Source organism: Ruegeria sp. BG5, assembly GCF_056538425.1.
Window position 1 is genome coordinate 62242 of sequence record NZ_JBQFTC010000008.1, and the last position, 24283, is coordinate 86524.

The window sequence follows — 24283 nt, forward strand, 5'->3', positions numbered from 1 at the left end:
ATCAGCGCATCAGCGCGTCGAGGGCCCCGCGTACGCGCTCATCCTCGGTTTCCAGAAAGCTTTGCCCCAGCTCATAGGCGCGCTGGATTTCGACCAGACGCGTGACCTGCTGGATTGCATTCACGTTCGAACCCTCAAGGAACCGATGCACGACCACGGGTTCATCGACGGCGTCGATCCCACCATCGGCACGGAACCGCGTGTTGCCTTCGCGGACCAGGGTCTCGGGGTCGTCCACCTGATAGACACCAATCTGGCCCAGAAGCTGCCCCTCGACACTCAGCGTGCCGTCTGCACCAACGTCGATCGAGGCCGCATCAGGCGGGATGAAAACGGGCGAGCCGTTGCTGTCCAGAACACGCGCGCCATCCATCGCCACCAGATCGCCCTGCGCGTTTGGAGTGAAAATGCCCGCGCGCGTCAGGCGATTTCCATCGGGGGTTTCGACCATGAAGAACCCCTCGCCTTCGATGGCGAAATCGAACTGCCCGCCGGTCTCGGTCAGGACGCCCTGTTGCAGGGATGTATTGCGCGCCTCGGCCCGGCTCATCGACAGGGACGGATTGCCTGGCATGTCGCGCACGAATTCCGAGAACACCAATCCTTGCGCGCGGTAACCGGTGGTGTTGGCATTGGCGATATTGTTCGCCACCAGCCGCATTTCATTCATCAGCCCGGATTGACGGGACAGGGTGACATAGGCGGTATCCATCAGCGACCTCCTGCGATCAGCGGCACCAGAGTGCCTGTGAAAAACGTGACAAGCGTCTGGGTCATGAAGCCCATCGAAATCCAGAACACGACGACAATGGCGATCAGTTTGGGAACGAAGGTCAGCGTCATTTCCTGCACCGAGGTCAGTGCCTGGAACAGGCCGACGATCAGACCCGACACCAGCGCCACAGCCAGAATCGGGACCGAGGTGATCACCGCGACCCACAGCGCCTGACGCACGATGTCGTAGAAAAGACCTTCGCTCAGCATCGTTCAGACCGGCATCCGCAGGATTTCCTGATAGGCTTCGACCACCTTGTTGCGCACTATAACGGCGGTTTCGACGGCCAATTCGGTCTGCGCCAGCGCCTGCACCAAGGCATGCGGATCGGCCTGTCCGGTCATCGCGGCCTGAGACATTTGCTCGCTGTGTTTCAGCGTTGCCGCAAAGTCCTGAAACGTCGCGCGCATCCCCTGCGCCATGCCGGCATGATCCGGGTCGGCCTGCGTTGCGGGGCGCGCGCCGGCATAGTTCTGTGCGGCGGTGAGTGATCGGATATCCATTCTGGCGTTCCTTTATTTCCGGAGTAATTCCATCAGCGACGACGACATCTTGCGCGTCTGGTCGAACATCTTGAGGTTGGCCTCGTAACTGCGCTGCGCCTCGCGCGCGTCGGCGATCTCGATCATCAGATCGACATTCGAGCCCAGATAATGACCGCTTTCATCCGCCATCGGATGGCTGGGGTCGTGAACGCGCTGCAGATCGCGGCGATCCAGTTGCACGCGCCCGGCCTGCACCATTGCCTTGCCATCCTTCTGCACCGTCTCGAACGGGACAGTTTTGCGCCGGTAGCCGGGCGTATCCGCGTTCGAGATATTCTCGGACACATGACGCAGCCGGGCCGCCTGCGCCCGCAGGGCACTGGCCGATGCGGTGAGAGAGTGGGAAAAATCGCTCATCTCCGATTAACCCCGACCCAAACTGGTCCGCAGAATGCCCATCGAGGACTTGTAGATCGTCAGCGCCCGGTCATGCTGCCGTTTGACGTCAACTGCTTTCAGCATTTCCTCTTCCAGCGACACACCGTTTCCATTGGGATCACCTTTCGGCTCAGTAGTGTATTCAGCCCAGTTTTGCCCGGTCATGCCGCCGTTCAGATGCCCCTGCCGGGTGGCCGTCATTTCGGCCCCGGACCCGGTGTTTTCGAATGCTGTTTGAAAGGCTTCGATATCGCGCGGCTGATAGCCCGGCGTATCTGCGTTGGCCATGTTGCGCGCGATGACGGCCTGCCGTTGCCCGGCATGGGTTGCCATTGCGTACGCTGTCTTAAAGACGTTCAGGTCATAGAACATCGGGGCTTCTCCCTCGATCAATTTCAATCAAGGCTTAACCCCGATTCCTTTAGAAACAGTTTTCAGAACTCAGTTGGAGAACCCACGATGTCAGATCTCGACCCGATGCTTCTGAAATGCGAATTCGACCGGATGGCCGCGACACGACATGTCGGGCTGGTGTCTGGGGTCGCGCAGGGCGTCATAGAAATCAGCGGTTTGACCCGACAGGCACGAATCGGGGATCTGCTGACGCTGAAACGTCGATCCGGCCCCGATCTGACGGGTGAGGTGCTGCATGTGGGCTCCGATCATATTCATATGATGCCCGGCGGCGCACCGGACGGGGTCAGCCTTGGGGACCGAGTGATTCTAACCCCCTCACCCGGTTTTGCGCCGGGGATGCATTGGCTGGGGCGGGTGATCGATCCGTTTGGTGCCCCGCTGGATGGCAAATCGCTGCTGGGCGGAACGCAGGAGAGGGACATCGTGCAAGCCCCGCCCCCGGCCGTAAATCGCAAGCCACTTGGCGCACGGATGGCGACCGGTCTGGCAGCGCTCAACACCATGCTGCCGATTGTGCGTGGGCAGCGGGTCGGATTGTTTGCGGGTTCCGGCGTCGGGAAATCCACCCTGTTGGCAACGCTGGCGCGGTCGATGCAGGCAGACGTTGTTGTCGTGGCACTGGTGGGTGAGCGCGGGCGCGAAGTGAATGAGTTTGTTACCGATGCCCTAGGGCCCGAGGCCATGAAACGCGCGGTCGTTGTGGCGGCCACATCCGACCAATCCGCATTGGCGCGGCGGCGTTGCGCGTGGTCGGCCATGGCCGTGGCCGAATACATGCGCGATCAGGGTCTGAACGTCCTGCTTCTGGCCGATTCCGTCACCCGCTTTGCCGAGGCGCATCGGGAAGTTGCCGTTGCGATGGGTGAGACCCCCTCGCTGCGCGGATTCCCACCATCGGTCACACCGCTGATTTCAAAGTTGTGCGAACGCGCCGGGCCGGGCACGCATGAACAGGGCGACATTACTGCGGTGTTCAGCGTTCTGGTCGCCGGATCGGATATGGACGAACCCATCGCCGACATCCTGCGCGGCGTGCTGGACGGCCATATCGTGCTGAGCCGCGAGATAGCCGAACGTGGCCGCTTTCCGGCGATTGATCTCAGCCGGTCGGTTTCGCGCAGTCTGCCGGGGGCCGCGACCGAGGCCGAGAATCAGATGATCGCCGAGGCCCGGAAACTGGTCGGCAGCTATGAGCAATCCGAGGTGATGATCAAAGCCGGGCTTTATACCGAAGGCTCTGATCCCCTGCTGGATCAGGCGGTCCGGGTACATGACGATCTGGATGGTTTCTTTGGCAAAACCGACCCCGAGGGGATTGATAACAGCTTCAACCGCCTGTCCCTGATCCTGCGCCGAGCGTCTGCTGGGCTGCCAAGGTAAGGTGAACTCTGTACAGTTTTAAGTGTTAAGCCCACCTTAAGACCTGCGCTGCTACCCCTGAGCTTGGGTGATAAAAAGGTGGTGGAGATGGGTGCGCAGACCAATGCGGCGCCAATCATCATCAAGAAGAAGCGTGTGTCAGGTGGCGATGGCCATCACGGTGGCGCGTGGAAGGTCGCGTATGCGGACTTTGTCACGGCCATGATGGCCTTCTTCATGTTGATGTGGCTGCTGAACGCAACGACCGAAACGCAACGCAAGGGGCTGGCGGATTACTTCTCGCCGACGATCCCGATCAGCCCCGATTCCGGTGGCGGTGACGGGGCCTTTGGCGGCGACAGCATGTTTTCGGAAAACACTCTGGTCTCGGACGGCAAGGGTGCGACCAACCGTTTTCCGACCGAGGCGCACAAGGCGCGCGGTACAACCGGCCTGGACGCGGATGGCGGCGGCAAAGGGGCGCAGCAGGATTTCTCGACGCTCGAAGCGCAGTTGCTGGGGCGTACCGGTGAAAGCGCGGTGTCGGACAAGCTGCTTAAGCACATTGTCACCCGCGTCACCGACGAAGGCCTGATTGTCGAACTGTTCGATACCGAGGATCAGCCGCTGTTCGAATCGGGCTCGGATACACCGACGCCGATCCTGCGGGCATTGAGTTTGCTCATCGCACGCGCCTCGGATCTGGTTACGAATTCCATTGCCGTGGAGGGGCATGTCGGCGCTTCGCCCGTCGTGCTGGCGCGTAATCCTGCCTGGGATCTGTCGACCTCGCGCGCGCAGGCGGTGCGTCAGATGCTGCAGGACAAAGGCGTTGTGGCACAGCGACTTGACCGGGTCACGGGACATGCCGATCGCAAGCTGCACAGTGATAACCCGATGGCCCCGCGCAACAATCGGATCGAGGTGATCTTTCTGCGCGGCCCCTAAAGGTAGGGCGCATTTTACCTGTTAGCGCGCTGTTAAGGGGCAGTGCGTTAGCTGTTGCATCAACGATTGACGCAACAGAAGGGCGTGCCGATGACAATTTCCTCTTCGCTGAATGCCGGTGTGGCGGCGTTGAGGGCCAATGCCAACAGGCTGGCCACCATATCCGACAATATCGCGAACTCTTCGACCTTCGGCTATAAACGGGTCGAGACGGATTTTCATTCGATGGTTACGTCCGGTCAGGGCGGCAGCTATTCCGCCGGTGGCGTCAGGACCACCAGCCAACGGCTGATCGATCAGCGTGGCTCGCTGGTGACGACCAACAATTCGACCGATCTGGCGGTGCGGGGGCGGGGGATGATCCCTGTGCGCCCAAGTTCGCAGATCGCGGGCGGATCGAACGAGATGCTGCTGACCACAACCGGGTCGTTCCGCACCAATGACGAAGGGTATCTTGTGACCGAAAGCGGCCTGGTGCTGCTGGGCTGGCGCGCGAATCCCGATGGGTCGATCCCAGCCGTACCGCGCGACACCCCCGCCGCGCTGGAGCCCGTGCAGCTGAGCGTCAATCAGCTGTCCGGCGCACCAACGACGCAGATGAACCTGCGCATGAACCTGCCTGCAACAGCGACCGATGCGGGCGCGCCCGGTGACGTGCAGCCCTTGTCGGTCGAATATTTCGACAATCTGGGCAAATCCGAAAGTGTCGATATTGAGCTGGTGCCGACGGTACCGGCCACCGGGTCCAGCAATGAATGGACGATGGTCCTGCGCGATTCGGCCTCGGGTGGCGCGGTGATCGGAGAGTACACGCTGACCTTCACCGACAGCCGCACCGCCGGAGGCACCCTCGCCAGCGTGACGACCGTTTCGGGCGGGGCCTATGATCCGACTACGGGCACCGTTGTCGTCAACGTCGCAGGTGGTCCGATGGAGGTGAATATCGGCCAGATCGGCGACGCCGATGGTATTACGCAGCTGTCCGATACCTTTGCACCGGTTTCGATCACACGCGATGGCTCGGCCGTGGGCACGATGACCAGTGTCGAGGTGGATGAAAACGGCTATGTCTTTGCGTTCTACGACACAGGTGTCAGCCGCCGGATGTTCCAGATCCCGCTGGCGGACGTTCCAAATCCCAACGGCCTGACCGCGCTGGACAGCCAGACCTATGCCCCATCGCGCGACAGCGGCACCTTTTTCCTTTGGAACGCAGGCGAAGGCCCGACCGGCAACCTGATTTCCTTCGCGCGCGAGGAATCCACCACCGATGTCGCGACCGAGCTGACCTCGTTGATCCAGACGCAGCGCGCCTATTCCTCGGGCGCGACCGTGATCCAGACGGTGGATGAGATGTTGCAGGAAACCACGAATATCAAACGGTAATCCGGGTTTCGGTGACGGGAAAGGTATGGCCTCATGAATATGTCGACAGCTTTGAACAATGCCTTGGGCGGGCTGACCGCAGCCAGTCGAGGGGCTGCGGTCGTGTCCGGCAATATCGCCAACGCGCTGACGCCCGGCTATGCACGCCGGTCTCTGGAACTGACCACAAGCCCGATCTCGGGCCATGGCGTGCGCGCCGCCGGTGTGGTTCGTCACGAGAATCCCGTTCTGACGGCCAACAGACGCGCAACGGACGCCGATCTGGCTCAACAAACGGCGCTTGCGGCGTTCCATACTCAGTTCGAACGCCTTGTTGGAACACCGGATGAGGCGACATCACTGGCCGCCCGTCTGTCTGCCTTTGACAGCAGCCTGATAACTGCGGCCAGCCTGCCGGACTCCGCGCAGCGTCTGGATCAGGCCGCCCGTGCCGGGGATGATCTGGCGCGCGAGCTCAATAGGGCCTCGGAAGGGGTGCGTCAGGCGCGATCGGATGCGGATCGCAGGATTGGCGCTCAGGTCGACAGCCTGAACGAGACGCTGCGGGACATCGAAGAGCTGAACGCCAAGATCCCCGCCATTCGCTATTCGGGTGGCGACATTGGCGCGTTGCTGGACCAGCGACAGGTGCTGATTGATCAGGTCAACGATCTGATCCCGGTGAACGTGATCCCGCGCGACAACGATCAGGTCTCGCTCTATTCAGATGGCGGGCTGATCCTGCTGGAAGGCAAGGCGGCAGAGTTCGCCTTTACCACCACGGGCGAGACAAAGCCGCATATGACCGTGGCAAACGGGCTGCTCTCGGGGCTGGAAATGAACGGCAACCCGGTGCGCACAGGCGGTGACGCGGCGCAGATACGAGGCGGCACCTTGGCGGCACAGTTTGCCATCCGGGATGATCTGGCCGTTGAGGCGCAGCTACAGCTGGACACCGTCGCGCGCGACCTGATCGAACGGTACGAAACGCCGGGGCTGGACCCAACCGTAGCCGCAACCGATCCGGGCCTGTTCACTGACGATGGAAACCGGTTCGATGCAACGATGGTGACAGGGCTGGCCTCTCGCATATCATTGAACGCAATCGTGGACCCGGATGCAGGCGGCGACAGTTGGAGGCTGCGCGCGGGTCTGGGTGCCGCAACACCGGGTAATCCGGGCGATTCATCGCAATTGCAGGCCTTTGGCACCGTGCTGAATGATGCCCGGCCTGTTCCCGGCGCGTTGTTCGGAACCGGCAATATGCGCGCCGCCGAAGTGACCCAAGCACTGCTGTCCGAAGCTGGCGCAAACGCCCATCGCGCCGATCAGCGCCGCGCTTTCGCCAATGGCGCGCAGCAACAGATGGCGCAGATCGAGGCTGAACAAGGTGTTGATACCGATCAGGAACTGCAACGCCTGATGCAGATCGAACAGATCTATTCCGCAAATGCTCGGGTCATCACCGTCGTTGATGAGCTTATGGAAACACTGCTGAGGTTATGACAATGAACTTGACCGCTATAGGCGATCTGGCGCGCGGCATGACCCTGCGCAGCCGCGCCACCGAGATCAAAACCCAGATCGAAACCCTGTCCCACGAGATGTCGACCGGCAAGGTGCAGGATATCTCGGGGCATCTGGGGGGCGATTATTCCCATCTTCTGGATCTGGACCGCAGCCTTGCCCGGCTGGACGCCTTCAAGATCGCCACGACCGAGGCCGGGCTGTTCACCGATGTGATGCAGCAAAGCCTGGACACGTTTGATACGTCCTTGGCCGAGGTATCCGCCACGCTGTTGGCCTTTGGTACGGCCAATCAGACGGTCACGCACGAACAGGCCTCGGTTCAGGCCCGGAATGAGCTGGACACGATGATGTCGGCCTTGAACACACGGGTTGCCGGGCGCAGCCTGTATGCCGGAAATGCAACCGACATCTCACCTTTGGCATCCGCCGAAACCTTGCTGGCCGCACTGGAAACCGAGCTTTCAGGCCTCACCACCATGACCGATATCCGCACCGCAGCCGAGGATTGGTTCAACGACCCCGCAGGGTTCGATGCCGTGATCTACCAAGGATCGGACACCCCCCTCGCCCCCATGCAGATTGCCGAGAATGAGCGGATCACCCTCCCGATCACCGCCACCGACCCAACGTTCAAGGCCGCGCTGCGGGATACGGCCCTGGCCGCACTGGCGTCCGAGGATGCGCTGGCCTGGTCGCCGACCCTGCGCACCAGCATGTTCACGCAGCTGGGTGTCGATCTGGCCAACGCCAAGGACGAAACGGTGAAACTCCGGGCCGAAGTGGGCGCGGCCGAGGCACGGGTGGAGCAGGCGGCCACGCGCAACGCCTCGGCGCGCGTCAGTCTGGAATACAGCCGCAACGCGTTGATCGAGGCAGACCCGTATGAAACGGCAGCGCAGTTGCAAACCGTGCAGTTCCAACTGGAAAGCCTCTATTCGGTCACTGTGCGCAACGCCAACCTGTCGCTGGTAAACTTCCTGAGATGAGAGTTCTTGTTTTCCTTCTGATACTGCTTCTGCCCGGTTTCGCCTCTGCCGGGGCAATCCGCCTGAAGGACCTGGTGGATTTCGACGGTGTGCGCGGCAACGATCTGGTTGGCTACGGTCTGGTTGTTGGTCTGAATGGCACCGGGGACGGTCTGCGCAACTCGCCCTTCACCGAAGAGATCATGTCGAACATCCTTGAACGGCTGGGCGTGAATGTCACGGGTGAGGATTTTCGGCCCAAGAATGTGGCCGCCGTGCTGGTGACCGCCAGCCTACCGCCCTTTGCCCGCGTCGGGGGGCAGATTGACGTCACCGTTTCTGCGATTGGCGATTCCAACAGTCTTTTGGGCGGCACCCTGATCATGACCCCTCTGAACGCGGCGGATGGTCAGATTTACGCCGTAGCGCAGGGCACGGTTCTGGCAGGCGGCGCCGTGGCGGAAGGCGATGCGGCATCTGTCGTGCAAGGGGTTCCAACCTCCGGCGTGATCCCATCGGGCGCACGGGTCGAGCGTGAGATTGACTTCGACCTTTCAACCCTGACCCAGATGCGCCTTGCCCTGCGTGAGCCGGATTTCACCACCGCCGGACGGATCGAGGCCGCCATCAACACGGAATTCAATCGCGCCGTGGCAATCATGCGCGACTCGGGGACGGTCGAGTTGAACATTGCGGCGACGCAATCTGTCTCAACCGCGCATGCCCTTGGTCGGATCGAAAACATCCTTGTCGAACCGGAAACCAAGGCGCGGGTTGTTGTCGATCAACGGTCCGGCACGATTGTCATGGGGCAGGAGGTTCGCATTTCGCGCGTGGCGGTGTCGCAGGGTAACCTGACCCTGACGGTCGAAGAGGCACCGATTGCCGTGCAACCCAACCCCTTCGCCCGAGGTGAAACTGTCGTGGTCCCGCGTACCGTTGCTGGCATCGAAGAAGAGGGCACCGGTCTGGCCGAGATACCTGAAGCCACCACATTGTCCGAGGTCGTGGCCGGGCTGAACGCCCTTGGCGTCTCGCCCCGCGACATGATCGACATTCTGAAAACGATCAAGGCCGCCGGGGCGCTTCATGCGGAATTCATAGTACGCTGAGGTGGCCTATTTCGATTTCCAGCTGTCCAGCCAGCGGCGGAAGCCGTTGCGCCTTTCCTCGATCGCATCACCAGCGGCATAGAGGCTGTCTTCGACATTTTCCAGCATCGGGTCGATGCGACGCTGGCGGAACCTGCGCCAGCGTACCCAGATCGCCCAGAGCATGGCGAAGAAGAAGGTCAGGAAAATGATGTTGAACCACGGGATCAGGCGCACATCCGGCCCGTCCACATGCTTGATGGAGACCGCATTGGGAAAGATCGACATGAACTCGTTCCGCCAGCCGTAATGCGTGACCGCCACCCAATCCGGGTCCGCTTTATCAGATATCGCGTCATTCGCTTCGGTATACAGGTTTGCCGTGTCGAACTTGAAATAGGGCGGCCAGCCCCAGCTGGTATCCTCGTTCCGGTAGACAATCGGCTTGCCATTGGCGCGCACGGCCTGAATGAACTGCACATCGCGGTTCGACAGGCTGGTGGATTGATCATCTGGCTCGGACCAGAAGATACGGGTCCAGTCGTTCAGGTCCTGCCGCTCTTCGTATGTGTTTACGATCCGCACGATATCGCGCTGCGGCAGAGAGTATTGCAGGACCACCGCAATCGTGCCCCAGAAGATGATGATCAATGCCCATTTCAAATAGGCCATGCCCTAACCCTCACATATAATTCACAATATAGATCAGCACGCCGATTGCCACCCAAGGCACGACATAAACGCCCAGGATCAGTTTGCGCCGGAACGAATTGTCGTAGACGTGCAGACCGCGTTCCACAAAGGCCTGTTTGTTGCCGCGCTTGCCCTTTTCGTCCCACCAACTTTCCAGCTTGCGGCGGCGTGCATTGCGCGAATAGAGCGACAGCGCAACATAGGCAACCGTCTGGATCACCAGCAGGATCAGAAACAGGCGCATCGCTCCGAACATCTCAGCCCTTCCTCACCGATCCCCAGGGCCCGACCCGCGCGATCACTGCCTCGCTGATCCGATCTTCGCCGGACATATCCGGCTCATGCCCGAACATGGCCGCGCGGGCCCCGGCCTTGTCCACCTGATACTCGCGCGCGAGGAAGTCGGCAACATAGGCTTTCTTGGCCTCGGGCCACGTCTTATACGTGCTGTAGAACAGCTCTTTATGGCAGATGAACATCTGGCGCGGGTCCAGTGGGGCCAGTTCCGACAATAGCATATTCACAAGGTCCCGGTTTGGCGTATCGGCGGCCCGCAGTGTGTAGAAATAGGCCGGATGGTCCGAGGTGATGCGCGGCCATGGCCCGCCATCCGTCGCCCAGCGCAGCAGTTGCGCCAGACCGTGATACGCCTCGGGCAGGCGATCCGAATGATTGCGCGCCAGACGTCGCATGTCGCTGCGATCCAGCCCGGTCAGATCGACATCGGCATCTGCGGCGGCGGCGATGGTCAGGAAATCCATCTTCTGTTGCAGGATCGCAGCGGCATCCACACTGCGCGCCTTGACGATGGGTTCAACCAGATCGTTGTAGTCGAGGAACTTCGCAATCTGGTTTCGTTGCGAAGGGCCAAAGACATATTTGATCGGCAGGTCGTCTGGTTTTTCGCCCATGCAAATCGCCGCTGGGTGATCCAGATCCGGGAACAGGTAGAGCCCGCCAAAATGCGCCGTCCAGAAGTTGCGCTGTTCAAACGCAGTATGGCGCAGGCGGACGGGGTTGCGAGTGACGTCGCCGGTTTCCTTGGCCGTCTCGATCATTTTTGCGATCAGCACATCGTCAAACCAGGCGTCTTCTTCGGTTTTGAACCGCTCAACCATCCCCGCCAGTTGCTGCGCCTTGCGCAGGGTGCCCCCGGCAGTGTCAGCCTCAATCTCGATCTTACGCAGGTTCAGCAGATCGCCCGGCGTGGTGAGTTTGATGACCGAGTTCACCAGCTCTCCGGCCACCGCATCGGTGGCGGTCAGGGCGAACAGCTGCGCCTCGTTCATTTCGATGAACTCACGCAGGATATCGCGCGAGGTTGAGAATTTGACGTTCAGCAAAGGCGCGCGTTTCTGCTCGGTCGTCAGCAGGATGAACTGCCGGTTGACCCCGTTGGGGTTGAGGTAAAGCTCATCCTCCAGCTCAATCCCCACCTCCGGCGAATAGCCCGAGATATCGACATGGAAATCCGTCAGCGCCGTGGTCTTGCCCGCCAGATGCTGCAGCGCGCGGTTATACCGCTCGACTAAGGCCGGGCTGGAGATGTGGACAAGGTTGCCGAACATCAGGCCTTTTTCGATGAGGCGGATCATTAGTCTATCCCAACTGGCTTAATCGAACCATTCTTTGCCACTTTGAAAATAAATGGTGCTTCGCTGCGGTTAGTCACCTCTATTACCCTCTCGTGAACCTTTATGAAGGAGCAGAGGGTTCGCCAAAGGCCGGAGTTCGCATCAGGGAAATAGAAACATCGAACACCATGTTGTCTCACAGCAGCCATTTCATGTTCGATCAGGTGGAACTTGACATCTTGCGTTAAAACAACCCAGTTTTTCTGCGCGACAATTTCCATCCATTCATCATCTGGCATATCGTGGCGAAAACCCTCGCCTTGATGCCAACGAATGCCAACCGGCGGCCTAAGCTTAGAAAGCGCATTAGGTAACCGCTTGCCAAAATTTCTATCAAAATAAAGAGTTAATTCAGCCATCGTGCAATTCTAGGGTCACTTCCTTCCATGCCTTCGAACAGCAAAGCGTCAACCACTTGAAGTTCCGACAGTGAAAAATCTTCTGCAATCTCGTCTACTTCTTCTCCAGAAGCCCAGCGTGATTTAATGATGCTAGTTTTGACACCGCGAATCTGAGGGGCACCGAATGCAAGCCTTGGATCAATCTCAATTTGCTTGTCCTCACCAGCGACCTTCCAAGCGATGACAGCGCCTTCGTCGTCGTAGTTGAATTCTTTGAAACGAGAAGACAGCATTTCGGTCCAGATGTATTGGCCTTGATGATTTGCTGCGAGGACTTTGTCTGTGAGGACTCGGCCAACAGCGCCTTCTATATCACTCAAGACGTCTGCACCGTCAGTCTTGAAGCGAAGTTGCGCAAATGGATAGTCCAGTCCTGTGGTCTCTTTGAAATACTTCCGTGCTCGCTCTATTTCCGGGAGTTTCACACCCAGTTTTCGCATCTCGGCCACCACGGCAACTTCAATTAGTTGTAGGAACGATAAACCTTCCTTTGCCTTTCTCGAACTCAAAACAGATGAGGACTTTGCACCCTTTTTCTTGTGCCACGCAGCCACAGTTTGAGGGGAGATCTTGGCATAAGATGCGGCTTCACCAATCCGGTATGACGGAATGATGAGCCTATCTTTCCACATCTGATGTGTACCAATTCCCATTAATCAAATGCCTTTCATGGCTTAGGTAGTAGTAGTAACCCCAACATTGCAAGGAATCATCACCCCTTCCCCTCCAAGTACCTTCTCTTGGCCTCGTCCATCCGGCCCATCTCACGCACGGCGTTTTCGATGGCGACCTCGTCGCTCTTGTCGGCATAGCGGAATTCGCTGTCGGCGTAGCGGTTGATCTCTTGCATCACCATGTCCACCGTGATCGGCTGGCGCAGGTCCTCGATCATGGCCTTCTTGGTGTCGTAGTCCCGGAACAGGAACAGGTCGGGGTTTTCCATCCACTCGTCGGGCAGTTCGAAATCCATCGCGCGGACCTTGACCGCGTCGGTGATGTTCTTGATCGCGCGACCGGTAAAGCGCTCATCCGCGGCCTGAATCGCCTTAAGGTAGGTGCCCAGCTTGGCGATGGTGTCCATCTGGCCGATCTGACCGGAGACCCGGTCATAGACCTGCAACAGCGCGTCCTCATGCGGGCGGGAGTGGCTTTCGAAACTGGCGGCGACGGCCTTTTTGATCTCCTGCGCGGCATAGGCGTCGTGTTGGCCCAAGGGTATGTCATGGTTGCGGCCCATCAGCAGGTGCAGGATGTCGATGTAGTCCTCGCGTGTTTGCGGCCCGTCCACCAGGAACCGCGCGCCTGCCCGCTGGCGCAGGGCGTCGTCCACATTCTCGGGGTAGTTCGAGAACATGCCAAAGGTGCAGTTGCCGCGCACGACGGTGTTGGCACCCGCAAAGCTCTCCATCAGCACGGCGGTGATTTCCAGTTGACCGGCTGACGACTGGCGGGCGCCACGTTTGCCCGCCAGTTGGTCGATATCGTCGATGGTGCCGAAGCCGATGACCGAGGGGTCGATGATCGTGTTGATAAAGGCCTTGGCGTTCTGGCCGGATTTGCCCTGATAGCTGTCGATATTGTCGGTGCTCAGGTTCTGATAGCGGAACGGATAGCCTGCGTTCTGGCAATAGTCGTTGATCAGCCCGGCCATCATCTGGATCAGGGTGGTCTTGCCGGTGCCCGGTTTGCCGTCGCCCATGAAGGTAAAGATGAACCCGCCGAGTTCCGCGAACGGGTTCAGGCGACGGTCGAAATCATAGGCCATCAGCATTTTGGCCAGCTTCATCGCCTGATACTTGGCGATATGGTTGCCGACCACCTCGTTCGGTTTCTTGAACGTCATGGTCAGGGTGGTGGATTTGGCCTTTGAGGCGGGTTCAAAGCCCCGGATCGTCAGATCATCAGCCTCAATATGCCAGGCGGCGTTCTGGAACGGGGCCAGATGACCTGCGGTCTGGGCACGCAGGGCGGCCTTATCCATCAATTGCTCGGCATAGGCACTGGTTGCGGCGATCAGGTGGGTATCGTCGGGGGCGTGTTTGGCAAGGGTCTGGTCCAGCTCCCACAAAGCGCCATGCAGGGCGAGCTGGCCATTGTCGGTCAGAACCTCTTCGACCTCACCAATATCGACGGTGGTTTCGCCCAGATGCGAGGACATCAGATAAGCCAGCGCATTGCCGAACACGTGCGACGTAATCAGAGCCTCGGCCGTCAGCAATTCCGAGAATTCCGTCTTGCGGGCGGCATGCAAATCCCCGGCCAAATTCGCCCGCTTCAGATCAGCCAGCGGGGTCTGTTCCGCATAGGCCTCGGCCACGGCCAAAGCGATGGCAATGGCGCGTCGGATCGCCTGCTGAGTGGTCGCCTGCGGCGGAGAGACCAGCGTATCGCCATCATCCGAGGCCTCAATCCGTTCGACCAGATGCACGCCATCGGCCCGCACGGTGCGCCGCGTCACCAGTCCCGGCGTCGTGGAGCGAAACCGCCGCCCCGTTGACACGCCCGGAGACCGCTCAACGGCGGCCTCAACCGCCTTGGCAATCCGCGGCGCATGTTCGAACCCGTTCAGCAAGGCAGTCGCTGCCGGATAGTGCTTGCGAATATCCGCCTCGCGTAATTCCATCTGATCTGACGTCAAACTCATTTCATAACAGCCCTTGCTTCATCTTTTCTAAAATACTCCCGCCGGAGGCAAAAATTCTAATACCGCAACACCTGCCCCGACTTGCTGACCACAAACTTGCGCACATCGGCAAAACCCGGCGGGTTGCGCTCGGCCAGCACCTGAAAGGGTCGCTGAGGCAGGATGATCGAGCGTTGCGTGCGCGTCGCCCCGGTCTCGGCCCCCTGACCGCCGAACGGGTCCAGCGCAAAGACCTCGCGCTCGACGGTGGAAAACCACCCGGCGCGCTCCTCGATCACGTCCTCGCTCTCCAACTCTTCCATGGTCCAGGCCAGCGCCCAATCCTGCCCCTGCGGAGATTGCGCGTCCTCCAGCACCTGCCGCAGCGGGCCGGATTGCTCGGTATAGGCCGAGGAATACATCGGCCCCACATGAATGCGGCGCATGTGTTTGGGGTGCAGGTCGTCGAAATCCTGATCAAAGCCCTTGGCGATGGTCACCAGTTTCAGCCCGCCTAAGGATTGCGCCATCAGATGCGCCTGCACCTCGGGCCAGCGGCGCTGGTCTTTGGGCAGGGCCGTCTTGCCGCTGTCCTCCAACTGCATCAGGTAAATGACCGGCAGGTTGATCTGGCTGTCATAGACCGCCCAGTGGATCAGGAATTTGCGCCGCTCGCCCTCGGTCCCGATCCAGTGACATTCGGGATCGTTGCGCGCCCAGAACAGCTCTCCCTTCAACAATTCCTCGTAATAGAGCCTTTGCGATAGCGCGAATTGCAGCTTGGTGGGGATATCCCGGTCGCCAATGATCGTCCGCACCATGTCGGTTTTCAGGTCGTCCTCCGAGGGCATATTCGCCAGATGCACCTGCGCCTGCTGCGCGTCGTTGGCCATGGTCAGCAACTCGGCCGCCACCGGAAAGCCGCTGTCGCGCTTGTCCATGGCGAGGCTGCCAAAGAACCGCCCGGTATCGCGCCCGACCAGCAGGTATTTCATGGAAAGCGCACGGAAAGTGTACAGCAGCCCCGAGAGGTAACGCGACACGATCCGCACCTCTTGCTTGCTGATCGCGCCTTCGGCCTCCATCGTCGCGGCCACGCGCAGGAGGTGGACGGTGATCACCTCGAATTTGCGGAAATAGCGGCGCGAGGCGAAGGTGTCGGTCAGGCCGACATGGTCTTGGGTGGGGTTAGTCATTTGCGTCTCTTAGCAGGATCTCAAATTCTGAAATCACTGCCCTTTACCCTTGGCGGAACGCACTCTTCCGAATGCATCAAGTTCAAAGAAGCTAAAGAGCATATTGGCCTCCGATTGGCGCACATTGAAGAATTGTGGATCGCGGCTCCGAATAGTGTGAGCAGCCATGGAGAAAAGCGCGCGGGCAAGAATCCCGAAACAACCGACCAAAACAAACAGAAAAACAAGAAAGAGTGCCGCGAACATAATCCCGTTCATGTCATCTTGAAGCGTGAAGCGAAATGGCGCGTCTGTACCAATGTCCGCCAACGAAACACTTCGTCCAGAGAAAAACGAGACCAGTCTTCCTGCAACCGCGATCAAGATGCCCAAGAAACCAAATCTGCGAAAAACTCTCCAACTCCACATAAGGGCCTAACCCCCATACAAATTCTTATCATGCTTCTCGACAATCGAAGCAAACCGACGGGCAAAGCGTTCGTCGGCCTTGGCCTTTTTCTCCAGCACATCGCGGGCAAAGACCATGTGGTCCTCATGCGCCTCAAGCATGTCGGCCATTTTCTGGTTGGTCGCGGTGCCGATGGCGGCCATCGCCGTCTGTGCCTCTTGGTCGGTCTGCACGCCGATCTCGTTGATACGGTGGGCCACGTCCTGCTGCTGCGCGGTTTTAAGTGATTTGGTCAGAGCGTCATACAGCACCACGCGCTGTTGCGTGTCCGTCTGCAGCTTGTTGATCAGCACCATCTGCGTCGCCGCCTGGTTCTGCAGTGAATCGACCCAGGTTTTGCCCTTTTCGATGTAGCGCTCAAGCGTCTGCGACTTGGCCAGCTTGACCTGTTCCTCCTGAACCTTTGCGTTGTATTGCTTGTTCAACTCGGCCAGTTCGGTTTCCAACTGGGTCCGCGCGGCGGCGTCCTGTTCGACGCTGATCTTGTTTTCCAAAGTGATAATCGTGGGGTCCATGCCCTGAATCTCGGCGCGCAGAGCCTCCAACTCGGCCACGGTCGCTTCGCGATCATCCAGCGTGACGGTCAGGTTCTCCTCGACCTTCACACGCTGTTCTTCCAGCACGGCCAGTTGCCCTTCCAGCAGCTTCACGATCACGTCCGATTTGGCGATCAGATCCTGCAGCTTGTCGTCGATATTGGCGGTGCGCATCCGCTCCTGCCGCATCGACTCGGATTTGCCTTTCGAGAACACGCCCACAAAGCTCTCCCACCCGGTTTTCGAGCGCAATTCGTCGAAATCCTTGGAAAACGCACTGGTCACGTCGTCCAGACCCATGATCAGCTCGGCGATATTGGCGTTCATCACTTCTGTATGAGCGTGCACATCTTCAAGCGTGGCGTTTTCGATGTCGATATCCGCCTCGGCGGTGCCAATCTTGGCACGGGCGGCTTCAATGCGCGAGGTCAGGCCTTCGATCTGCGATTGCGACTCGCGCACCTTGGTCTGAGTTTCCTGAATCAACGCCTCAAACTGCTGGTTCGACATCTTGCTATCCCTTTTTCCTTATATACCCAATAAGATAGGGAATGTTACGGTCATTTACATCCCCTTAACGTCCAAAATCCCGGAAACTTTGGCAAACTCGCACCCGAATTGAAAGGCAAGCAGGCGCAACCAGACGGTGAACACGGCACTGCGGCGCAGCTGCAACGCTATGCCCGACCGAAAGGAACGCCAACTGGGATGATCCGCCCGCCACAGTGGCCATAGACAAAGCCCGCAACACCTGTTTGGGTGCGCGCAAACCATATCTGCCGGAGGCTAACCTATGCTGGACGCAACAACCGATCTGAAATCCCTGCTCAAGAACCCCGATCTTCTGGCGACCAAGGCCTATATCGGCGGTCAGTGGGTGGATGGCGACAATGGCACCTTCACCGTGACCAACCCTGCGCGGGGCGATGTGGTCGCCGAGGTGGCCGATGTCAGCCGCGCGCAGGTGGCGGGTGCAATTGCGCAGGCCGAGGCGGCACAAAAGGAATGGGCCAAGCTGACCGGCAAAGAACGCGCGGCAATCCTGCGGCGCTGGTACGATCTGATGATGGAAAACGCCGAGGATCTGGGCAAGATCCTGACCGCCGAACAGGGCAAACCGCTGGCCGAAGCGGTGGGCGAGATCGCCTATGGCGCGTCTTTCATCGAGTTCTTCGGGGAAGAAGCCAAGCGCATCTATGGCGAGACGATCCCGGGCCACCAGCGCGACAAGCGGATCATGGTGATGAAGCAGCCCATTGGCGTGGCGGCCTCGATCACCCCGTGGAACTTCCCCAACGCGATGATCACCCGCAAGGCCGGGCCTGCGCTGGCTGCGGGCTGTGCCTTTGTTGCGCGCCCAGCCAAAGAAACGCCTCTGTCCGCGATCGTTCTGGCGGTTCTGGCGGAACAGGCGGGCATCCCGGCGGGCGTGTTCAACGTGGTGCCATCGTCGCGCGCCAGTGAGATTGGCAAGGAGTTCTGCGAAAACCCCGGTGTGCGCAAGCTGACCTTTACCGGTTCGACCGAGGTGGGGCGCATCCTGCTGAAACAGGCCGCCGATCAGGTCATGAAATGCTCGATGGAGCTGGGCGGCAACGCGCCGTTCATCGTGTTCGACGACACGGATCTGGATGCGGCTGTCGAAGGCGCGATGCTGTGCAAGTTCCGCAACAACGGTCAGACCTGCGTTTGTGCCAACCGTATCTACGTTCAGGCCGGTGTTTACGACGCATTCGCAGCCAAGCTGAAGGCCGCAGTCGAAGCGCTGAAGATTGGCGATGGCCTGACCGAGGGCACCACAACCGGCCCGCTGATCAACGCCGAAGCTGTCGAGAAGGTCAAAGAGCATATCGAGGACGTCACATCCAAAGGCGGTGCGGTGCTGACCGGCGGTCTGCCCCATGATCTGGGCGGCACCTTCTTCCAGCCGACCATCGTGACCGGCGTAACGCAGGACATGATGGTGGCGCAGGACGAAACCTTTGGCCCGCTGGCCCCGCTGTTCAAGTTCGAAGACGAAGATGACGTGATCGCAATGGCCAATGACACAATCTTCGGTCTGGCCTCGTATTTCTACGCCAAGGACCTGAGCCGCGTTTACAAAGTGGCCGAGGCGCTGGAATACGGCATCGTCGGCGTGAACACTGGCATCATCTCGACCGAGCTTGGCCCGTTCGGCGGCGTCAAACAATCCGGTCTGGGCCGCGAAGGCAGCCATCACGGCATGGAAGACTATCTTGAAATGAAATACGTCTGCCTGTCGGTCTGATCCAATCCGGCCATCGCCTTCGGGCGGTGGCCGACCCGGATGCGCTTGTCATCAAACTGAATCGAAATCGTCACAATACCGCAATGAACCGGGGTCATCCCTCTGGCGACCAACCCAGAGAGGATCCCAACCGATGTCATTGCGCTGTGTCTGCCTGACATCTGCCCTTGCCCTGACTGCCGGTCAGGCCATGGCAGAGATGAATTTCAACCGAATTGCGTCTTTCCCCGTCGTCAAGAACATGGCCGAAGGGGCCGATACCACTCGCGAAACCTCGCCCGAGATCATCGCGGCCACTGCGGATGGCATGACGCTGGTCTATACCGACAGCCCGTTGGGCGTGATCGGCATGATCGACATCAGCGACCCCGCGAACCATGCGCCGTTGGGTGCGATGGAAGTGGGGGGTGAACCGACCTCGGTTGGGATCATTGGCGACACGGCTTTTGTGGGCGTGAACACGTCGGAAAGCTACACCGCGCCGTCGGGCAAGCTGATCTCGGTCGATATCGCGGGTAAGGCCGAAACCGGTGCTTGTGATCTGGGCGGTCAGCCCGACAGCGTGGCGATCGCACCCGATGGCAGCTTTGTCGCCGTGGCGATCGAGAATGAGCGGGACGAAGACCTGAACGACGGCATCATCCCGCAACTGCCCGCCGGATCGCTGGCACTGGTGCCACTGAAAGACGGCGCACTGGAGTGCACGGGCATGAAAATGGCCTCGCTGACCGGTTTGGCCGAAGTTGCGCCCACCGACCCCGAACCGGAGTTTGTTGGCATCAACGCCCTTGGCGAAACCGTCGTTACCTTGCAGGAAAACAACCACATCGCGGTTGTCGACAAGGACGGCAATGTGGTCAGTCATTTCTCGGCAGGCAGCGTGGATCTGGAAGGCATCGACGCCACCGACGAACGCGGCGCGCTGATTTTCACCGAAAGCCAACCGGGTCGCCTGCGCGAACCCGATGCAGTGAAATGGATCGACGACAGCCACTTCGCCACCGCCAACGAAGGCGACTATCAGGGCGGCTCGCGCGGCTGGACGATCTTCCACAAGGACGGCACCGTCGTTTATGAAAACGGCACCGAGTTCGAGAAGGCCATCATCCAGATCGGCCACTACCCGGATAAGCGTTCAGACGCCAAGGGCGTTGAGCCTGAAAGCGTAACCGCAGCAACCTTTGGCGGCACGCCGATGATCTTTGTCGGGGCCGAGCGTGCCTCGGTCGTAGGTGTCTATGACGCCACCGACCCGGCCAATCCGGTGTTGAAACAACTGCTGCCCTCGGGTGTTGGCCCGGAAGGCTATGTGGCGATCCCCGAGCGTAACCTGCTGATCTCGGCCAACGAAAAGGACTTGATCGAAGATGGCGGCCCGCGCGCGCATGTCTCGATCTTCGAGTATCAGGACGCCCCCGCCAGCTATCCGCACCTCACTTCGGAAGGCGCGGATGAACTGATCGGATGGGGCGCGCTGTCCGGCCTGGTCGCGGATGAGGACGGCATGATCTATGCGGTCAATGACAGCTTCTACGGTTTCCAGCCGTCGATCTTCAAGATCGACCCCAGCCAGCAACCTGCCCGTATCGTGGACGTGATCCGCATTCACCGTCAAGACGGCAACCCGGCGCAGAAGCTGGACCTGGAAGGCATCACGCTGGACGGCAAGGGCGGTTTCTACGTCGCCTCGGAAGGTCGCACTGACCGGGTGATCCCGCACGCGATCTATCACGTCTCGGCAGATGGTTTGATTAAGGACCGCAAGGGCGAGATCGGTCTGCCGCCGGAATTGATGGCCGTCGAAAAGCGCTTTGGTTTTGAGGGCATCACCAAGACTGGCGACACCCTGTGGATGGCGGTTCAGCGCGAATGGCAGGACGACCCGGAAAACCACGTGAAACTGGTCGCCTACAATCTGGAGACCCAGGAATGGGGAGCGGTGCATTATCCCAAGGCGGATCCGGAAACAGGCTGGGTTGGCCTGTCGGAAATCGTGGCCTTCGGTGACCATGTCTATGTCATCGAACGCGACAACCAGCACGACCACCGCGCCGTGACCAAAAAGATCTACCGCATCCCGCTGTCCGAAATGACCCCGGCCCCGCTGGGCGGCCCACTGCCTGTGGTCAGCAAAGAAGAGGTCCGCGACCTGCTGCCCGACCTGACCTCGACCGGCGGTTACGTTCTGGACAAGATCGAAGGTCTGGCCATCCTGCCCTCGGGCGAGGCGTTCGTGATGACCGACAATGACGGCGTCGACGATGCCTCGGGCGAGACGATGTTCTGGTCGATCGGGTCGGTAACGGCTGGGAATTGAACTACTTGCAGAAGACTGAGAGACCCCGCACGAAATTGTGCGGGGTCGTTTTATTTCTAACGTCAGCTTTGAGCCCAAACCTACCAGAGGAAGAACACGATGGTCAGTTGAAAGTGTTGCCGATATGTAGGTGAGGATTCGACTTCATGCCCCAAGACCGAAGCAAGTTTATGACCGAGCATAGTGACCAAGAGAAGTTGGAAGAAATCTACCTAGTTCTTAGCGAGCTCAGGTATCTTATGCATAGGGAGAGCAACACGTTAGCCGATTATAAGCAGATATCACGAGACTACTACAAACGGATTGCCAAGGGTGCAAGATTTGCCGCTGAAATGCTTCCAAGTGATGTTGTGGCCAAACGCGATGAGCATTGAAAACTAATGAGGGTCGTCCACAGCAGGTACCGCAGCTTAGTCCGCTCAGCGAACATCCTGGCACAGCACAAAAAACAACGCCCCGCGTCTGGAGGAACGCGGGGCGTGGGTTGCGACAGTCTGGGAGGAGGCGACTGTCGCAGGACTTTCAGGCGTTAGTTGACCGCCTTGGCGTCAACCACGTCCTTCTCGATGGATTTGGCCGAAGAAATCTCGATCCGGCGCGGTTTCAGGGCTTCGGGCACTTCGCGCTTCAGGTCGATGTTCAGCATGCCGTTTTCGTGGCTCGCGCCGGTGACGCGGACGTGGTCGGCCAGCGCGAAACGACGCTCGAATGCGCGGGTGGCGATGCCACGGTGCAGATAGCTGCGCTCCTGATCCTCGGCGGCTTTCTTACCGGCCACGACAAGCGAGTTTTCCTTCACTTCGACGGACAGGTCTGCTTCGGAAAAACCAGCGACAGCGACGGAAATCCGGTAGGTGTCGGCGTCGGTTTTCTCGATATTGTATGGGGGATAGCTGGGCTGAGCCACGTCGTTGGTCAGAACGCGGTCCATCATGTCGGCGATCTGGTCAAAGCCAATGGTGGCGCGGTGCAGCGGTGCAAAATCAAATGTACGCATGTGTCGTATCCTCATCCTTGAGCGATTTACGATATATGCCCTCCGAACGGACGGGCGATTTCAACTGCCAGGCCCCGTTTGTGGCGACCCGGTACAGTTCACATGGGTAGCATTTTGACCAAGTTCAACCCCCGCCCGAGCTGATGAATTTCGCGCCGGAACTGGACTTGCCGGTTCCAACCTGCAACCGGCGGATCGACGCTTTGGGCTGGGGCGCGTCGCGGCGCATGATTGCCTTGAGGTCCGAGACCACGCCCTCAAGCTCCATCCCAAATCCGGTCTTTCGGCCACCCTGCACACTGACGGCCGAAACCACGGACAAAATCTGCCAGCGCGAGCCGTTCCTGGCCAGAATGGCTGACCCGGACGAGCCGAAGGTGATGTCGCAATCAAAGGTGATAAGCCCCTGCCGCCGTTGCAGAATACGGCACGAGCGTTCGCGCGTAATCGCCTCGGCCCGTCCGCGCCCGTATGAGGCGATGCTGATCTCGCCGTTCGCCACCCGCCCGTTATGCAGGGCAAACGGGTCAGCGATGTCATAGGGGATCGGTTCTTCCAGCCGCATCAGGGCGACATCGTCCTGAATGCTCTGAACGGACAGGGGCGAATTTGCCACATAACCGGGATGGGCGGCGATTTGCACCACCTTGCGTTCAGCCAATGCGGTACCGTTGCTGAGGCCCGCGCGAAACGTAACCTCGCCCGGCACATAAGGTTTGCCCGTCCGTTTGTCCAAAGCGCAATGTGCGGCGGTCAAAACCAGATCCTGCGCAATCAGCGTTCCGGTACAGAAAGACCGTGTGCCGACGTCCAGCCGGCCAATCGCTTCCCACCCGTACAGATCCTCTCGATCTGTCAGTTTGCGCTTGTTGGTCTGGGCCTGCGCAGTGGTTGCAATGACGGAAAGACCGAGAAGAACACAAAGAATGACCCTGATCATGGTTTGACGAACCTCGCCCCTACGTTTTTGCCCCCACCGTTTCCTGACGCCGAGGATGTGAACCCGCGCCCTGCCGCAAGCTCGGCCTGCAACAGCTCAAGCGCGTGTTCGACTGCGGTGCCAATGGCCACGCTTTGCCCGTCCATGCTGGCCTTGGCGGCCACGACCGAGACGATGCGCGGCTCGGGCCCCGAGAAGGAAAAGACTGGCGCGCCGGAAGCCCCGAAATCCACATCGCAGGACATGACCAGAATGCCCGCCTGCCGATTCATGACCGAACAGACCTCTTGCAGTGACGGGGCCTCGGCCCGATCCGCCGCGTAGGACACCACGCCGACCTCTTCGCCGCGTTTCGGCTGCGCGCCGGTGTCAAACGGGGTCACGGAGGTGTTTCGAATTGGCTGCCAAAGCTCGATCAAGGCAATATCCGTGCTGACACGGTCAGGCGACGCGTCGGCACCAAAGCTATAGCCCGGATGAATCACCGCCTGCCGTGCATCGCGATAGGCCAAGGCCCGCCCCAGACGCCAGCCTGCTAGAAACTCGATATCCGCCAGATCGATGATCTGGCCGGTGCCTTTGTTGAAAAGACAATGCGCGGCGGTCAGGACCAGATTCGGCGCAACCAGCGTTCCTGTGCAAAACCCCACGCCCTTGATGTTCAACCGACCGACAGCCATCCAATCCCGACCGGAATCAGAGGTTTCCAGGCTTTTTAGCCCGGTGTCCTGTGCCGCTGCCGTGAAAGGCAACACGCACAGCGCCATCGCTTTGATCCATTTGCGCACGCGGTACTCCGCCCGTTTCCTCCGGCCCACTGTCTTATGGGGCGCGTGCGGCGAAAATAGGGCGGATT

General features: G+C 59.6%; 25 protein-coding genes. 8 read left to right on the plus strand and 17 right to left on the minus strand.

Features of this window, described 5'->3' with window-relative positions:
- Position 1: 1 nt before the first annotated feature.
- Genes ACR0KX_RS18965 through ACR0KX_RS18985 form a run of 5 tightly spaced genes read right to left on the minus strand, consistent with a single transcriptional unit; the run spans position 2 to position 2070 of the window.
- The gene (locus ACR0KX_RS18965; protein ID WP_170624760.1) at positions 2-712 is read right to left on the minus strand and encodes a flagellar hook-basal body complex protein; all 711 of its coding nucleotides are present in this window, start codon (positions 710-712) and stop codon (positions 2-4) included.
- Positions 712-984, minus strand: a complete 273-nt coding sequence (locus ACR0KX_RS18970; RefSeq protein ID WP_170455828.1) for a flagellar biosynthetic protein FliQ — start codon at positions 982-984, stop codon at positions 712-714. Before ACR0KX_RS18970 ends, ACR0KX_RS18965 begins: the two co-directional genes overlap by 1 nt.
- 3 nt (positions 985-987) lie before the next feature.
- Positions 988-1278, minus strand: a complete 291-nt coding sequence (gene fliE, locus ACR0KX_RS18975) for a flagellar hook-basal body complex protein FliE (protein WP_170455830.1) — start codon at positions 1276-1278, stop codon at positions 988-990.
- A gap of 12 nt (positions 1279-1290) precedes the next feature.
- Positions 1291-1677: a flagellar basal body rod protein FlgC gene (flgC, locus tag ACR0KX_RS18980; RefSeq protein WP_170624761.1), complete on the minus strand. Its 387-nt coding sequence runs from the start codon at positions 1675-1677 to the stop codon at positions 1291-1293.
- 6 nt (positions 1678-1683) lie between these two features.
- Positions 1684-2070: a FlgB family protein gene (locus ACR0KX_RS18985; protein ID WP_170624762.1), complete on the minus strand. Its 387-nt coding sequence runs from the start codon at positions 2068-2070 to the stop codon at positions 1684-1686.
- 87 nt (positions 2071-2157) lie between these two features.
- Here ACR0KX_RS18985 and ACR0KX_RS18990 point away from each other — a divergent pair, with 87 nt between their 5' ends.
- From ACR0KX_RS18990 to ACR0KX_RS19015, 6 genes are all read left to right on the plus strand, one after another.
- On the plus strand, positions 2158-3495 hold the full coding sequence (locus ACR0KX_RS18990) for a FliI/YscN family ATPase (RefSeq protein ID WP_480708693.1): 1338 nt from the start codon (positions 2158-2160) through the stop codon (positions 3493-3495).
- Between the two features lie 87 nt (positions 3496-3582).
- Positions 3583-4422: a flagellar motor protein MotB gene (locus tag ACR0KX_RS18995; RefSeq protein ID WP_170624764.1), complete on the plus strand. Its 840-nt coding sequence runs from the start codon at positions 3583-3585 to the stop codon at positions 4420-4422.
- Between the two features lie 90 nt (positions 4423-4512).
- Complete coding sequence (locus ACR0KX_RS19000; RefSeq protein ID WP_170624765.1) at positions 4513-5808, plus strand: flagellar hook-basal body complex protein; 1296 nt, start codon at positions 4513-4515, stop codon at positions 5806-5808.
- Positions 5809-5841: 33 nt separating this feature from the next.
- On the plus strand, positions 5842-7293 hold the full coding sequence (gene flgK, locus ACR0KX_RS19005) for a flagellar hook-associated protein FlgK (protein ID WP_170624766.1): 1452 nt from the start codon (positions 5842-5844) through the stop codon (positions 7291-7293).
- Between the two features lie 2 nt (positions 7294-7295).
- Positions 7296-8303 carry a flagellin gene (locus tag ACR0KX_RS19010; RefSeq protein WP_170455844.1) on the plus strand — a complete coding sequence of 336 codons (1008 nt, stop codon included), beginning with the start codon at positions 7296-7298 and terminating at the stop codon, positions 8301-8303.
- Positions 8300-9394: a flagellar basal body P-ring protein FlgI gene (locus ACR0KX_RS19015; RefSeq protein ID WP_170624767.1), complete on the plus strand. Its 1095-nt coding sequence runs from the start codon at positions 8300-8302 to the stop codon at positions 9392-9394. Before ACR0KX_RS19010 ends, ACR0KX_RS19015 begins: the two co-directional genes overlap by 4 nt.
- Positions 9395-9400: 6 nt before the next feature.
- On the opposite strand, the gene ACR0KX_RS19020 is transcribed toward ACR0KX_RS19015, so the two are convergent.
- From ACR0KX_RS19020 to ACR0KX_RS19060, 9 genes are read right to left on the minus strand one after another with little or no spacing between them, the layout of a single operon-like run.
- Positions 9401-10045: a DUF1523 family protein gene (locus ACR0KX_RS19020; RefSeq protein WP_170624768.1), complete on the minus strand. Its 645-nt coding sequence runs from the start codon at positions 10043-10045 to the stop codon at positions 9401-9403.
- A gap of 10 nt (positions 10046-10055) precedes the next feature.
- The gene (locus tag ACR0KX_RS19025; RefSeq protein WP_170455850.1) at positions 10056-10322 is read right to left on the minus strand and encodes a hypothetical protein; all 267 of its coding nucleotides are present in this window, start codon (positions 10320-10322) and stop codon (positions 10056-10058) included.
- Position 10323: 1 nt separating this feature from the next.
- Entirely contained in the window at positions 10324-11661 is a 1338-nt protein-coding gene (locus tag ACR0KX_RS19030) for a DUF6638 family protein (protein ID WP_170624769.1), read from the minus strand.
- Entirely contained in the window at positions 11661-12059 is a 399-nt protein-coding gene (locus ACR0KX_RS19035; protein ID WP_170624770.1) for a PIN-like domain-containing protein, read from the minus strand. The genes ACR0KX_RS19030 and ACR0KX_RS19035 overlap by 1 nt, the downstream gene beginning before the upstream one ends.
- Complete coding sequence (locus tag ACR0KX_RS19040) at positions 12047-12754, minus strand: DUF433 domain-containing protein (protein WP_170624771.1); 708 nt, start codon at positions 12752-12754, stop codon at positions 12047-12049. Before ACR0KX_RS19040 ends, ACR0KX_RS19035 begins: the two co-directional genes overlap by 13 nt.
- Positions 12755-12813: 59 nt before the next feature.
- Positions 12814-14745, minus strand: coding sequence for an ATP-binding protein (locus ACR0KX_RS19045; RefSeq protein WP_170624772.1), 1932 nt, complete (start codon positions 14743-14745; stop codon positions 12814-12816).
- Between the two features lie 56 nt (positions 14746-14801).
- Entirely contained in the window at positions 14802-15920 is a 1119-nt protein-coding gene (locus ACR0KX_RS19050) for a hypothetical protein (RefSeq protein WP_170455858.1), read from the minus strand.
- Positions 15921-15953: 33 nt separating this feature from the next.
- Positions 15954-16292: a hypothetical protein gene (locus ACR0KX_RS19055; protein ID WP_170455860.1), complete on the minus strand. Its 339-nt coding sequence runs from the start codon at positions 16290-16292 to the stop codon at positions 15954-15956.
- 42 nt (positions 16293-16334) lie between these two features.
- Entirely contained in the window at positions 16335-17414 is a 1080-nt protein-coding gene (locus ACR0KX_RS19060; protein ID WP_480708694.1) for a hypothetical protein, read from the minus strand.
- Between the two features lie 283 nt (positions 17415-17697).
- On the opposite strand from ACR0KX_RS19060, the gene ACR0KX_RS19065 reads away from it, so the two are divergent.
- Both ACR0KX_RS19065 and ACR0KX_RS19070 read left to right on the plus strand, forming a co-directional pair.
- The gene (locus tag ACR0KX_RS19065; protein WP_480708695.1) at positions 17698-19173 is read left to right on the plus strand and encodes an NAD-dependent succinate-semialdehyde dehydrogenase; all 1476 of its coding nucleotides are present in this window, start codon (positions 17698-17700) and stop codon (positions 19171-19173) included.
- Between the two features lie 133 nt (positions 19174-19306).
- Positions 19307-21490, plus strand: a complete 2184-nt coding sequence (locus ACR0KX_RS19070; protein WP_480708696.1) for an esterase-like activity of phytase family protein — start codon at positions 19307-19309, stop codon at positions 21488-21490.
- Positions 21491-22019: 529 nt separating this feature from the next.
- Here the strand turns inward: ACR0KX_RS19070 and ACR0KX_RS19075 are convergent.
- The 3 genes from ACR0KX_RS19075 to ACR0KX_RS19085 form a co-directional block, all read right to left on the minus strand.
- Positions 22020-22487, minus strand: coding sequence for an Hsp20 family protein (locus ACR0KX_RS19075; RefSeq protein ID WP_170524217.1), 468 nt, complete (start codon positions 22485-22487; stop codon positions 22020-22022).
- Positions 22488-22611: 124 nt separating this feature from the next.
- On the minus strand, positions 22612-23427 hold the full coding sequence (locus tag ACR0KX_RS19080; protein WP_170624774.1) for a trypsin-like serine protease: 816 nt from the start codon (positions 23425-23427) through the stop codon (positions 22612-22614).
- Entirely contained in the window at positions 23424-24215 is a 792-nt protein-coding gene (locus ACR0KX_RS19085; RefSeq protein ID WP_480585895.1) for a trypsin-like serine peptidase, read from the minus strand. Before ACR0KX_RS19085 ends, ACR0KX_RS19080 begins: the two co-directional genes overlap by 4 nt.
- Between the last annotated feature and the right edge of the window lie 68 nt (positions 24216-24283).

Bases quoted from the DNA above. Each gene is read 5' to 3' on its own strand.
- ACR0KX_RS18965 (WP_170624760.1), bottom strand. From the start codon at position 712: ATGGATACCGCCTATGTCACCCTGTCCCGTCAATCCGGGCTGATGAAT.
- ACR0KX_RS18970 (WP_170455828.1), bottom strand. From the start codon at position 984: ATGCTGAGCGAAGGTCTTTTCTACGACATCGTGCGTCAGGCGCTGTGG.
- fliE (WP_170455830.1), bottom strand. From the start codon at position 1,278: ATGGATATCCGATCACTCACCGCCGCACAGAACTATGCCGGCGCGCGC.
- flgC (WP_170624761.1), bottom strand. From the start codon at position 1,677: ATGAGCGATTTTTCCCACTCTCTCACCGCATCGGCCAGTGCCCTGCGG.
- ACR0KX_RS18985 (WP_170624762.1), bottom strand. From the start codon at position 2,070: ATGTTCTATGACCTGAACGTCTTTAAGACAGCGTACGCAATGGCAACC.
- ACR0KX_RS18990 (WP_480708693.1), top strand. From the start codon at position 2,158: ATGTCAGATCTCGACCCGATGCTTCTGAAATGCGAATTCGACCGGATG.
- ACR0KX_RS18995 (WP_170624764.1), top strand. From the start codon at position 3,583: ATGGGTGCGCAGACCAATGCGGCGCCAATCATCATCAAGAAGAAGCGT.
- ACR0KX_RS19000 (WP_170624765.1), top strand. From the start codon at position 4,513: ATGACAATTTCCTCTTCGCTGAATGCCGGTGTGGCGGCGTTGAGGGCC.
- flgK (WP_170624766.1), top strand. From the start codon at position 5,842: ATGAATATGTCGACAGCTTTGAACAATGCCTTGGGCGGGCTGACCGCA.
- ACR0KX_RS19010 (WP_170455844.1), top strand. From the start codon at position 7,296: ATGAACTTGACCGCTATAGGCGATCTGGCGCGCGGCATGACCCTGCGC.
- ACR0KX_RS19015 (WP_170624767.1), top strand. From the start codon at position 8,300: ATGAGAGTTCTTGTTTTCCTTCTGATACTGCTTCTGCCCGGTTTCGCC.
- ACR0KX_RS19020 (WP_170624768.1), bottom strand. From the start codon at position 10,045: ATGGCCTATTTGAAATGGGCATTGATCATCATCTTCTGGGGCACGATT.
- ACR0KX_RS19025 (WP_170455850.1), bottom strand. From the start codon at position 10,322: ATGTTCGGAGCGATGCGCCTGTTTCTGATCCTGCTGGTGATCCAGACG.
- ACR0KX_RS19030 (WP_170624769.1), bottom strand. From the start codon at position 11,661: ATGATCCGCCTCATCGAAAAAGGCCTGATGTTCGGCAACCTTGTCCAC.
- ACR0KX_RS19035 (WP_170624770.1), bottom strand. From the start codon at position 12,059: ATGGCTGAATTAACTCTTTATTTTGATAGAAATTTTGGCAAGCGGTTA.
- ACR0KX_RS19040 (WP_170624771.1), bottom strand. From the start codon at position 12,754: ATGGGAATTGGTACACATCAGATGTGGAAAGATAGGCTCATCATTCCG.
- ACR0KX_RS19045 (WP_170624772.1), bottom strand. From the start codon at position 14,745: ATGAGTTTGACGTCAGATCAGATGGAATTACGCGAGGCGGATATTCGC.
- ACR0KX_RS19050 (WP_170455858.1), bottom strand. From the start codon at position 15,920: ATGACTAACCCCACCCAAGACCATGTCGGCCTGACCGACACCTTCGCC.
- ACR0KX_RS19060 (WP_480708694.1), bottom strand. From the start codon at position 17,414: ATGTCGAACCAGCAGTTTGAGGCGTTGATTCAGGAAACTCAGACCAAG.
- ACR0KX_RS19065 (WP_480708695.1), top strand. From the start codon at position 17,698: ATGCTGGACGCAACAACCGATCTGAAATCCCTGCTCAAGAACCCCGAT.
- ACR0KX_RS19070 (WP_480708696.1), top strand. From the start codon at position 19,307: ATGTCATTGCGCTGTGTCTGCCTGACATCTGCCCTTGCCCTGACTGCC.
- ACR0KX_RS19075 (WP_170524217.1), bottom strand. From the start codon at position 22,487: ATGCGTACATTTGATTTTGCACCGCTGCACCGCGCCACCATTGGCTTT.
- ACR0KX_RS19080 (WP_170624774.1), bottom strand. From the start codon at position 23,427: ATGATCAGGGTCATTCTTTGTGTTCTTCTCGGTCTTTCCGTCATTGCA.